This is a genomic window from Spirosoma endbachense, assembly GCF_010233585.1.
Taxonomy (GTDB): Bacteria; Bacteroidota; Bacteroidia; order Cytophagales; family Spirosomataceae; genus Spirosoma; species Spirosoma endbachense.
On the sequence record NZ_CP045997.1, the window covers coordinates 8,609,718 to 8,622,204 of the forward strand.

Sequence of the window (12,487 nt, forward strand, 5' to 3'; positions counted from 1 at the left end):
ATAGTTCTCCGATATCGGAATGACAAAAACAAAAAACGATACAAATCATGAAACCATATCTGAAATATACACTCGCACTGGTCTTCTCGTTGAGCCTGCTTACAGGCTGCGATAATGGCTTTGATGAGGTAAATACCAATAAGGTAGACCCTACATTCCTGGCCCCGTCTATGGTTCTCAATAAGGCCATTATTAATACCAACTACCTCGATGGGTTTGGTACGCTGGGTATGCTGACCTACAACTTCGGCATTGTTCAGCAGATCATTACGCCCTATGGCAGCTCGCTGTCAGGTGCCAATTACGATCAGATAAACGGTAGTAATACACCCCTTGTATGGACCAATTTTTACCGCAATGTGCTTAAGCAATTAGTAGCTGTACTGGAGCAAACCAAGGGTGAACCGCTCCAGTCGAATACCTACAACGCGGCTCGCATCTGGAAAGCCTACGTGTTCATGATTCTGACCGATACCTATGGGGATATCCCGTACTTTCAGGCAGGACAGGGTTACACAACAGAGATTATCACGCCTAAATACGACGCTCAGCAGGATATTTATAAAGACATCCTGAAGGAACTCGATGAGGCTTCGGCGGCTCTGACCACCACACAAACTCCGGTAGTTACCGATATTCTGTACGGTGGCGACGTAGCCAAGTGGAAAAAACTAGGCTATTCCTTTATGCTACGGGCAGGCATGCGCCTGACGAAAGTCGATCCGGCAACGGCAGAAAGTTACGTAAAGAAAGCCGTGGCAGGTGGTGTGTTGCAATCCAACGCCGACAATTCGACCCTTCGGCATACAGCGATCTATAACAACTACATTGCCAACCACTTGGCCGCCCGCGAAAAAACCAATTTCTACCTCGCAGCTCCCTTTGTGAATTACCTGAAAGAGAACAACGACCCCCGCCTGCCCATTTTTGCCGTACGCTATGTAGGTGCCAAAGGGGGTCAGGAACAAGTCGACGCACGCGCTACCTCCGATCCGAAGCAACAGATCGGTATGCCAATGGGCTATAACGATGTATCGATTACAACGGTACTGGCCCAGAATGGCGTGGCTAGTCTCTGGGATTTCTCGCAGGTTAACCTCACTACAGTACTGAAGTTAGATGCTCCCGAATTCCACATCACCTACGCACAGGTTCAACTGTTGCTGGCAGAAGCGGCTGTACGGGGATGGGTGTCGGGAACCGCTGCCGACTATTTTGCGAAGGGCGTTAGAGCCAATCTTGAGCAAATGGCATCCTATGGATCAACTATACCGGAAGCAACGATAAAAGCGTATTTAGATGCTCACCCGCTGGATACTGCCAAAGCCCTTGACCTGATCAATACTCAATACTGGGTGGCCAGTTTCTTAGATGGCAACGAAGCCTTTGCCAATTTCCGGCGCAGTGGATTTCCCGCGTTGAAGAAAAACCCCTATCCCGGTTCTGAAGTGAAAGGTGATTTCATTCGACGTATGCCTTATCCAGACAGTGAGATTGTCGTCAACTCGGGCAGCCTGAACGAAGCGATTACACGGCAGGGACCCAACACACTCGATACACGCGTTTGGTGGGATAAAAAATAAACAGCTCTTTATTTTCTTGCCGCAGAAGGCTGCCTGGGGGTGCGCTTACACATCGTAGACACCCACCGATAACTAATTCTGTAGAGAACCTTTGTCGTCGGCGTATCTCCGGGCGGAATTCTACGGCAAGAATACATTCTTTAACTCTTACTTTTCTCTTTATGAATCAACTTGATCAAAGTCGCCGGGATACGCTGAAAATGCTGGGTATGGGCTCCTCCGCCGGACTCCTCAGCCTGTTCGGCGGACTCTCTACCGCCCAGGCCAGAGAACAACAAACTACCCCCCGATACGCCCTAGGGGCAGCACCCGTTAAAATCAAATCCGTCAAAGCCATCGCCACCGCCCCACAAGGCTCCAACCTCATCGTCGTTAAGGTCGAAACCTCTGAACCCGGACTCTATGGACTCGGCTGCGCTACCTTCACCCAGCGGGCGGCCACCGTCATCGTCGCCATCAACACCTACCTCAACGAATTCTGCGTCGGTAAAGACGTCGATAACATCGAGGATATGTGGCAGGCCGCCTATGTCAGCTCCTACTGGCGAAACGGACCCGTCCTCAACAATGCCCTCTCCGGACTCGATCAGGCCCTGTGGGACATCAAAGGAAAACGAGCTGGCATGCCCGTCTACCAGCTCCTGGGCGGTAAAGTCCGATTCGCTATCCCCTGCTACACCCATGCCGGGGGCAATACCCCCGAAGCAGCCGCCGACAGCGTCAAAAAATTCATGGCCGATGGCTTCAAATACATCCGCATCCAGCAGGGTGGCTATGGTGCTGTGGGCGCTACGGCCGATAAACCCGACTTCAAAGTAGCCAACTTCGGAGGAGAGACCGACAACTACATGAATGAGCGGCTCTATCTGAAGTCGGTGCCCAAGATGTTTGAGGTGGTTCGTAAGGAGTGTGGCGATGAGATCGAACTGTTGCATGACATCCACGAGCGGGTGCAGCCCATCGATGCCATCAACATGATCAAGCGGGTGGAGGAGTACCGGCCTTTCTTCATCGAAGATCCCTTCTCGCCCGAGAACATGAAGTGGTTTGCCCAGTTGCGGCAGGCCACCTCGGTGCCCATTGCGATGGGTGAATTGTTCAACAACATCAACGAGTTCAAGGAGCCGATGGTGAATCAGTGGTTCGATTTCATCCGGATTCACGTCTCCCAGATCGGGGGCATCACCCCCGCCATGAAGGTAGCCCGGTTGGGGGAATGGTTCAACATCCGCACGGCCTGGCATGGACCGGGTGATGTTTCGCCGGTGGGCCATGCGGCCCATGCGCACATCGATCTGGCGGTGTGGAATTTTGGGATTCAGGAAGCGGTGCAGTTTTCGGAGAAGACGCAGTCGGTGTTCAGTGGCTGTCCGACGATGAACAAGGGGTATATGTCGGTCAACGAGGTACCGGGTTTGGGGGTTGATATCAACGAGAAGGAGGCCGCCAAGTATCCCATCAGCACCAAGTCGAACTGGCAGGTGCGCAAGATGGATGGCACCATTATCAGACCGTAACTTATTTCCAGGATTCGATTTGGGCTGAAATCACAGCCCAAATCGAATCCTGGAAATAGTACCTCTACTAACCCTTCAGTTTTGAGAACTTGCTTAAACGATTAAATAACCTACGCCTTTACTTAAAAAGATGAAATCATCAACCAAGAAATCAGGCATAACCCGTCGTTCGGCCATACAATCGGTACTGGGTGTAGCAGGCATGGGCTCGATAGTACTCCCTCAAACGTCGTATGCCGCCAGTCCCGGACACTTTGCCGATTACAGCAAAGTGAAGATTACGAAACTCGAAACCTTTCTGGTCAAGCCACGGTGGATTTTCCTGAAAATTCATACCGATGTTGGTGTATATGGTTTAGGTGAACCGCTTCTCGAAGGCCGGGCGCTAACCATCCAAACCGCCATTAAAGAAGTAGAGCCTTATCTGATTGGTAAAGACCCTCGTCAGGTTGTTCATCATTGGCAAGCCATTTATCGTCATGCATTTTACCGTGGAGGGCCGATTTTAACGAGTGCCCTGAGTGGTATCGATCATGCGCTCTGGGACATTAAAGGCAAACTGTTGAACGTGCCGGTTTATGAACTGCTCGGTGGTCCTACCCGCGACCGGGTTCGGGTGTATGGCCGGGCCAGTAATGCTGAAGACATGAAGAAGCGGAAGGCCGAAGGGTTCACGGTTATCAAAACGGGCGTTGCCCATAAGAACCCGGCCAATATTGTCGAAAATCCACAATTCATTAAATACGCCGTCGACAATTTTGCGTCGCTACGGGAAGCGGGTGGCCCTGAAATGGATATTGCTATCGACTTCCACGGCAATATTTCGCCACAAACGGCTAAGGTGCTGATCAAGCAGCTGGAGCCCTTCCAACCCATGTTCATTGAGGAACCGTGCCAGGCCCAAAACGTGGATACAATGGTTGACATTGCCAGAGGAACACATTTGCCAATTGCCACTGGCGAACGGATTTTCACGAAATGGGGATTCCGCGAAATTCTGGAAAAAGGAGCCGCCAGCATCGTACAACCTGACCTCTGCCATGCCGGTGGCATTACGGAAGGGCGCCTGATAGCGGGCATGGCTGAAGCCTACTATGTTCCCATTGCTCCGCATAATCCGATGGGGCCAATCTCTCTCGCAGTGGGGTTGAACCTGGCGGCCTGCGTCCCCAATTTCCTGGTGCAGGAGCAGGTCTCCCTGGGCGAAGGCTATCTCAAGAATCCCTTCAAATTACAAAGCGACGGTACGGTTCTCATTCCGAAAGGACCAGGTCTGGGCGTCGAACTGGATGAAGCCCTAATGAAAGACAAAATCGGCCACGACTGGAAAAATCCCGAATCATACAATGCCCTCGACGGATCAGTCGTGGACTGGTAATATTACCTTGATTACAAGCCTCTTACCATAAAACCTATTCTTTTTTTAAACACAGTTAAACCTTTATTTCCCAGTATTCAATGAATTCCTTACCATGGAAAGAACTCTAAAAGTTTTCGTTTTTCTGCTGCTTCTGAGCCAGAGCTATGCTTTTGCCCAGAATACCAGAGTGACTGGCAAAGTCACCGGCCCCGACAATCAGGGGCTACCGGGTGTAAACGTGCAGGTTAGTGGTACATCACTTGGTACCGCCACCGATGCCTCGGGCAACTTTTCGCTGAATGCAGCGGGGAATGCCTCCCTGGTCTTTTCAAACATTGGCTATGTGAGTCAAACTATTCCGGTAAACGGTCGCACTGCCATTAATGTCCAGTTGGCCGAAGATTTGAAAACGCTCAACGAAGTGGTTGTCGTTGGCTATGGTACACAGCGCAAAACCGATGTAACGGGCGCTCTGACGGCCATTTCAACCAAAGAATTTGCCCAGCAACCCGTTAATCGTCTGGATCAGGTATTGCAGGGGCGGGCTGCGGGTGTGCAGGTCAGCCAGACCAATGGGGCACCGGGTGGCGATGCCCGAATCAGAATCAGAGGAGCCAACTCGGTACTGGGGAATAACAACCCGCTGTATGTCGTGGATGGGTTCGTTGGTGCCGATTTTAACTTCGTCAACCCCAGTGACATTGAGACCATCCAGATTTTGAAAGATGCCGCTTCGACGTCCATTTACGGTAGTCGCGGGGCGAATGGCGTCGTGATCATTACGACCAAAAAAGGATCTAAAGGACTTAAAGTCAACTACGAAGGTCAGTTCAGTACGTCGGAGGTCATCAAAAAATACGACGTATTACCCGCTGGCGAATTTGCCGAAATCGTTAATGCCCGTGCCACGGCTACGGGTTCCAATCTGCCATTCACAAGCGATCAGATCGCACAGTTTAAACAAAATGGCGGTACTGACTGGCAGAGCCTGGTATTCCGGAACGGTGGTGGCCAGCAACACCAGATTACACTGTCGGGTGGTAGCGACAAAACGACCTTTCTGGTATCGGGAAACTATTTGAATCAAAATGGTATCGTCAATAACAGTGGGTTTAAGCGGTATAACCTGCGGACCAACATAAATACGCAGATCAACGATAAGCTTTCGTTTCGCTTGAATTTGTGGGGTACGCGGTCGCAAAATCACAACACGCTCGACGGTGGTGCCATCGTTCAGGCACTGGCCTGGGCTCCGACAACACCCGCCTACGGTGCCGATGGTCAGCCGACGTTTACGGACCCAATTGGTTCTGTTTATCGTAACCCGCTGGATTACCTGTACGATCAATCGGTCGATGCGAACCGGAGCGGTATCAACATCAATGGTGGGTTAAACTATAAACTTCCCATCAAAGGGCTGACGATCGATTTGCAGTATGCCGTCAATTACCTGAATGCGCAAAACCTGAATTTAAACGGTAAGCGACTCTCCAACAACGTACCGACGGCAAGCCGGTATTCGGCCGAGCAAGTGACGCTGCAAAACACGAATAATTTGAATTACGATGTCAAAATAGGCAATCACTCGATTAATGCCGTTGCCGTTCTGGAGACCCAGCAATTCACAAACAGAGACTTTACCGCCAGTGCTTCAGGGCTTCGGTTTCCGCAATTGGGCTATGATAACATCGGCGGCAATACAGCCGCTACCGTGGCTTCAAGTTATCAGAAATGGACGCTGATGTCATTGTTGGGACGTGTAAACTACGGTTACAAAGACAAATACCTGGTATCAGCGGCCGTCCGTCGGGATGGATCGTCCAAGTTTGGCCCTAATAACAAGTACAGTGTTTTCCCATCTGTAGCCTTGGGATGGCGGTTATCGGAAGAGGAGTTTATCAAAAAACTTAATGTATTCAATAACCTGAAACTACGGGGAAGCTGGGGTATGACGGGTAGCCAGGCCATTAACCCCTACGCTACTATTTCAACGTATGGTACAGCCGTTTCAGCATTTAACAATTCAGCGGCTACGGCCGGAGTGCTGCTGGGCAATCCCGGTAACCCGGATCTCAAATGGGAAACAACCAAGCAGGTCGACGTAGGTCTGGAAATGGAATTCCTGAATGGTCGACTACGTGTTGAAGCCGATTACTTCAAGAAGAACACAACCGATCTGCTCCTGAACGTAGCGATTCCAAGCTATGCCGGTGGCGGTACGCAAGCCCGGAACGTAGGTGAAGTTGAAAACCAGGGATTTGAATTTTCTATCGGTGGCACGCCACTGGCAGCTGGTAGCTTCCGTTGGGAGACGAATCTGAATTTTTCTACTTTAAAAAATCAGGTGATCAGTTTAGGTGGTCTGCCCCGACTAGGTCAGGGTACGGGCGTCGGCGCGGGTATGTCGACGACCAATGAGTTTATGCTGATACCGGGTGAGCCGCTGGGTTCCTATTGGGGCTTGAATTATCTGGGAACCTGGAAACCAAACGAAGCCGATGCAGCCGCCAAGCAGGGGCGCGTACCGGGTGATCCGCATTACCAGGATCTCAACGGCGACAACGCAATCACAACGGATGACTTTCAGATCATAGGCCGGGCTTTCCCGAAAGCAACGGGGGGCTGGAACAACACGTTTACGTACAAAGGACTGACGTTGAACGTATTCTTCAACGGCGTATTTGGTGTCGATAAGCTTAACTACACCCGGGCGGCTGCCCTGTCGGGTTCGGGCGATGCACGGCAATTCATTCTGTCGGAAATCCGGGATTACTACCGGCCAGGCAATGAAACGTCGAACGTACCAGCGTTTACGAAAACGTATCAGCCCTTCACGCAGTCGAGCCGCTTCCTGGAAGATGGTAGCTTTGTTCGCCTGAAAAACGTAAGTCTGTCGTACAACTTACCAACGGGTTTCCTTAAAAACAAAGCAAACATCCGGGTATTTGCCAGCGCCACAAACCTGTTTACGATCACGAAATACAAAGGTCCAGATCCAGAATCGGCGCGTGTTGGTTCGAGCACCGATACCGCCATCGGTATTGACTATGGTTCTTATCCAAACGCCAAACAGTATACACTCGGAATCAACCTGGGCTTCTAAACTCTTTGATGAATCATGAAAAAATTATTAATAATAGGAATGGCGGCCATGCTCACGGCAGGCTGTAAGGGTTACCTCGAAGAAGATACAACGGGGCTATTATACGGCGGGAACGTTCTTTCGACCCAGGACGGACTGGAATCGGCGCTGACCGGAGCCTATCGGGGCCTGGGGAATCAATGGACATACGGGTTCCTTCACCCATCGGCCAATGCGGCTACCATTGGCAGCGACGACGTAACGACGCACCCAGCCAGTAACAAAGCTGACTGGCGTGAATTCGACCAGTTTAACGTATCAACCACAAACCAGCGCTCCGGGGCCGTATACACTGGCTGTTACAAAGCCATTCAGGGGTCCAACAACGTAATCAATAACTACGCAAAAACGGTCGGCACTAAAGCAACAATTGACATTATTGCGGGCGAAGCCTTTTTCATTCGTGGGTTTTCCTACTACTGGTTAACCCGCTTTTATGGCAACATTCCGCTGGTTCTGGCGGGTGAATATTCGGCTGATCTGCTCACCATCAAAAAATCGACGCCAGCCGAGGTGTACGCCTTAATCGTTGAGGATTTGAAGAAAGCCGAAGCCATGCTGCCCGATACTCGTCGCGATCCAGGTCGGCCCAATGCTGGAGCTGCCAAGGCGTTTCTGGCCGATGTGTATCTGACCATGGCGGGCTGGCCACTCAAACAAGCTGATAAATACGATCTGGCTGCGGCTAAAGCCAAAGAGGTGATCGACAATCGGACTAAATACGGGTTTCAGTTGATGCCGACGTTCGCGGCTGTTTTCGACAATGATCCGGCGGTGGCCATTATTCCGGAATCAGTGTTTCAGATCAATGGATTTACGGGTGGCAGCGGTACCGCCAATGCTACATATGGCAACACCACAATGCCAGGAGAAGAAGGTGGCTGGGACGATATGTTTGCCGAGCTTAATTTCTTCAAGAACTTCCCGGCAGGTCCACGCAAAGATGCCACGTTCCGTACCGCGTTCGGTTTGGGTGCCACCACAATTCCCTGGGAGCAAAGCCTGACGAAACATCCGTACTACAAAAAGTGGTATATCAAAGGCAATGTCGTTACCTCAAGTATCTCGCTGCCATCCGTCATGATGCGCTACCCTCATGTGTTGACCATCTATGCTGAAGCCAAAGCGCGTGGTACGGGTGGACCTGACCAGGCGGCCTATGATGTACTGAATCAGGTTCGTCTGCGGGGTTTACCAGCAGGAGCCAAAGCACTCTCCCCCGGCGATGGGCTTACTGCCGCTCAATTTGCCGATGCGGTAGTACAGGAACGTGCCTGGGAATTTGCCTGCGAGCGTACCCGTTGGTTTGACCTGATCCGGCTAGAAAAAGTGGAGGAAGCCAATGCTGCCAAAAGCCCCGACGATTTGCAACCGATCAAGCCAATCACCAAGGCAAATTACTGGTTCACGCTGCCTTATACAGATACATCGATCAATCCGAACCTTTAATAGTCTGTAAATTAGACCTATAAGGTTTTAAAAACCTTATAGGTCTTCAAATCCGAACCTTTAATAGTCTGTAAACTAGACCTATAAGATTCTAAAAAACCTTATAGGTCTTCAAAACGCGTACGACGTTGAAAAAGGTAGCTATCGCTTCGCTTGTATTTTTCAGTTTGTGTGGTAGCACTCTACCACTGGCAGAATGGCCACAGGCTGAGCTGTCGAATGGCGTCATTCAAACGACTCTGTACCTACCCGATAAACAACAGGGCTATTATCAGGGCACTCGATTCGATTGGTCAGGGGCCTTCAAAACGCTCACCTACAAAGGCCATAGTTTCGTTGATCAGTGGTTTGAAACCTACGACCCCAAACTGCATGATGCCATAAACGGGCCCGTTGAGGAATTTACTCCCCTGAATTACGCCGAAGCCAAACCCGGCGAAACGTTTGTAAAAATAGGCGTGGGACTGCTCCGAAAAGCCGACGAGAAACCCTATGCCTTTGCCAGGTATTATGACATAGCCGATTATGGGAACTGGAAGGTCAATAAGCAGAAAGATCGGGTTGAGTTTACACATGAACTGACGGATCCGACAGGCTACGGTTATGTCTACCGAAAAACGGTCAGGCTCGTTCAGGGAAAGCCGGAACTGGTGCTGGAGCATAGTCTCAGAAACACGGGTAAAAACCCGATAAAGACGAGCGTATATGACCACAACTTTTTTGTGATGGATAAGCAACCTACAGGTCCCGAAATCCAGGTTCAGTTTCCATTTGATGTAAAAGCGGAGGGAAAGGGATTCGGGAGCGTTATTCTGGCCCAGGGTAAACAACTGAATTATGCCCGCGATCTGGAGAAAAAGGAACAAGTCTACAGTGCTGGTTTGCAAGGCTTTGCTTCTACTTCCAGTGCGTATGATATTCGGATCGAGAACTTGAAAACAGGAGCAGGTGTGCACATTACCAGCGATCAGCCAATGGAAAAACTAGTCTATTGGGCCTGCGCCACCACTTCCTGCCCAGAGCCATATATCCGGCTCGAAGCGGCTCCCGGTCAGGAAATAAAGTGGAAAATTGCGTACGAATTCTACGAAAAAACGAAATAGGTTTTTAGTCTACTGCAGACTGCCCACTGTAAACTGCCTGCAGTAGACTAAAAATAACTACTCTTTAACCGACTCAACCAACCAATGAATTTAGTGCTTAAGTCCTTCTTCGGAATGCTGATTCTGGGAGGTACGTTACCCTTGTGCTGGGAAAAACAGGCAGAGAGCCTACAGCCTTCAAGTGACGACTGGCCAACCTACGGCGGGAATAATGCAGGCAACCGATATTCCCCGTTAACCCAGATCAATAAAGAAAATGTAAAAAATCTGCGACTGGCCTGGTCGTACGAAACCGGCGATAACACCAATGCCAGTCAGCGAGGCATGGATATCCAGTGTCAGCCGATTGTGGTGGATGGCGTATTGTATGGTACGTCTCCACGGCTAAAACTGTTTGCAGTTGATGCCGCAACGGGTAAGCAGCTCTGGCAATTTAATCCCTTTGCTGACCCCGACAAGAAGCCCCGGTTCCATCCGGTTCGTGGTGTTGTGTATTGGGCCGACGGATCGGATAAACGGATTTTATATTCCGTTGGTGCCTTTCTGTATGCCGTTAACGCAACAACCGGCAAGTTGATTGACAGCTTCGGCCAGAACGGCGCTGTCGATCTGCACGAAGGGCTTGGCGATAAGGAAACGCTGGGCTATGATGTGGCAAATTTTTCCATCCGATCCACAACACCTGGCGTCATTTACAAAGACTTACTCATAACAGGATCGGCTGTTTCGGAAGGGGGCGACGCTCCTCCGGGCTACATTCGTGCGTTCAATGTACGTACGGGCAAACTGGCCTGGGTGTTCCGAACAATTCCCTTACCCGGCGAATATGGCTACGAAACATGGGGGAAAGATTCATACAAAAAGCTAGGTGGCGCTAACTGCTGGGCCGGTATGGTCATCGACGAAAAACGAGGTGTTGTGTATGCGGGGACTGGTTCGCCATCGGTCGATTTTTACGGAGGAGCACGGCCGGGTCAAAACCTGTTTGCCAACTGCGTCATTGCCATCAATGCCCAAACAGGAAAACGCATCTGGCATTATCAGACCGTACATCATGATTTGTGGGATCGGGACCTCCCCTGCCCGCCCAACCTCATCACGGTTAAGCATAACGGTAAACTAATCGACGCCGTAGCGCAGGCCACTAAAGACGGGTACGTTTTTGTGTTCGATCGGGATACCGGAAAACCCCTTTTCCCAGTCAATGAAGTACCCGTTCCAACCTCACCCGCACTGCCGGGAGAACAGCCTTGGCCTACGCAACCCATCCCGACAAAACCGGCTCCGTTTGTGCGGCAGGAATTAACCGAGGATGAGATCACGGTCCGCACGCCCGAAGCGCACGCCTTTGTGCTGGATCGATTTAAAAACAGTCGGCATGGAAGCAAATATATGCCGCCTAGCGAAGAAGGATCGTTGTTTTTTGGCTTTGGTGGAGGAGCCGAATGGGGAGGCAATGCTGCCGATCCGGATGGCATTTTGTATCAGAATGCCAACACAATGCTCTGGTGGCTGAAAATGCGTGACCTCCGTGCACAGGCAAACGGAGCTGCTCTTACGCGGGGAGGCACATTATTTGCGGCCAACTGTGCGGTTTGTCATGCAACAAGCGGCAAAACCACCGATGCGAGTAAAACGGCTCAGGCTTATCCAGATCTCACCGATGTGGGTAAGCGGTTGTCTAAAGAGCAGATCATCAGCATTTTATCGACTGGTCGCGGGCGCATGCCCTCATTCGGTCACCTGGCCAAAGATGATCGCGATGCGCTGGTCAATTATTTGCTAAAACTGGATGCGAAACCGGCTTCAGCAAGTGTGGCCACCAATGATCAGCATAGTTCAGTTGTAACGACACCTGTTCCCGAAGGAGCTGATTTCCCCTATATTCCGCCTTATTTGAATAACGGCAACACACAGTTCCGGGATCAGGATAATTACCCCGCCATCAAACCACCCTGGGGAACGCTCAACGCCATCGATCTGAATACGGGAGAGTACCTCTGGCAGGTTCCGCTGGGCGAATTCCCTGAATTAAGCAAGAAAGGTGTTCCGCCCACGGGTACGGAAAATCACGGTGGCCCCATTGTAACGGCGGGTGGCCTGGTGTTCATTGCTGCGACATACGACGAAAAGTTGCGCGCTTTCGACAAAAAGACCGGTAAAATCGTGTGGGAATATAAGTTACCAGCGGGCGGTTTTGCTACGCCAATCACGTACATGGTCAATGGAAAACAGTACATCGCTATTGCCGCGGGTGGCACTCGATATGGGTTAAAACCAGGCGGGTCGTATGTCGCATTTGCGTTGCCGTAAATAATACCAAAAACCTAGAA

At 50.7% G+C, this 12,487-nt stretch carries 7 protein-coding genes; all 7 read left to right on the forward strand.

Translation table 11 applies throughout. The annotated features are described in order from the left end of the window. The first annotated feature begins 47 nt into the window (after positions 1-47). Positions 48-1,583: a SusD/RagB family nutrient-binding outer membrane lipoprotein gene (locus GJR95_RS34910; RefSeq protein ID WP_162390256.1), complete on the forward strand. Its 1,536-nt coding sequence runs from the start codon at positions 48-50 to the stop codon at positions 1,581-1,583. Positions 1,584-1,744: 161 nt separating this feature from the next. Continuing rightward, positions 1,745-3,100: an enolase C-terminal domain-like protein gene (locus GJR95_RS34915; RefSeq protein WP_162390257.1), complete on the forward strand. Its 1,356-nt coding sequence runs from the start codon at positions 1,745-1,747 to the stop codon at positions 3,098-3,100. A gap of 130 nt (positions 3,101-3,230) precedes the next feature. Further along, entirely contained in the window at positions 3,231-4,478 is a 1,248-nt protein-coding gene (gene dgoD / locus GJR95_RS34920; RefSeq protein ID WP_162390258.1) for a galactonate dehydratase, read from the forward strand. Between the two features lie 94 nt (positions 4,479-4,572). Continuing rightward, the gene (locus tag GJR95_RS34925) at positions 4,573-7,563 is read left to right on the forward strand and encodes a SusC/RagA family TonB-linked outer membrane protein (protein WP_162390259.1); all 2,991 of its coding nucleotides are present in this window, start codon (positions 4,573-4,575) and stop codon (positions 7,561-7,563) included. Between the two features lie 15 nt (positions 7,564-7,578). Then, on the forward strand, positions 7,579-9,051 hold the full coding sequence (locus GJR95_RS34930) for a RagB/SusD family nutrient uptake outer membrane protein (protein WP_162390260.1): 1,473 nt from the start codon (positions 7,579-7,581) through the stop codon (positions 9,049-9,051). Between the two features lie 128 nt (positions 9,052-9,179). Next, complete coding sequence (locus GJR95_RS34935; RefSeq protein WP_162390261.1) at positions 9,180-10,154, forward strand: hypothetical protein; 975 nt, start codon at positions 9,180-9,182, stop codon at positions 10,152-10,154. Positions 10,155-10,238: 84 nt separating this feature from the next. Beyond that, complete coding sequence (locus tag GJR95_RS34940) at positions 10,239-12,467, forward strand: outer membrane protein assembly factor BamB family protein (protein WP_162390262.1); 2,229 nt, start codon at positions 10,239-10,241, stop codon at positions 12,465-12,467. The last annotated feature ends 20 nt before the right edge of the window (positions 12,468-12,487 follow it).

Excerpts from the sequence above, each read along its gene's own strand:
- GJR95_RS34910 (WP_162390256.1), top strand. The coding sequence starts at position 48 with ATGAAACCATATCTGAAATATACACTCGCACTGGTCTTCTCGTTGAGC.
- GJR95_RS34915 (WP_162390257.1), top strand. The coding sequence starts at position 1,745 with ATGAATCAACTTGATCAAAGTCGCCGGGATACGCTGAAAATGCTGGGT.
- dgoD (WP_162390258.1), top strand. The coding sequence starts at position 3,231 with ATGAAATCATCAACCAAGAAATCAGGCATAACCCGTCGTTCGGCCATA.
- GJR95_RS34925 (WP_162390259.1), top strand. The coding sequence starts at position 4,573 with ATGGAAAGAACTCTAAAAGTTTTCGTTTTTCTGCTGCTTCTGAGCCAG.
- GJR95_RS34930 (WP_162390260.1), top strand. The coding sequence starts at position 7,579 with ATGAAAAAATTATTAATAATAGGAATGGCGGCCATGCTCACGGCAGGC.
- GJR95_RS34940 (WP_162390262.1), top strand. The coding sequence starts at position 10,239 with ATGAATTTAGTGCTTAAGTCCTTCTTCGGAATGCTGATTCTGGGAGGT.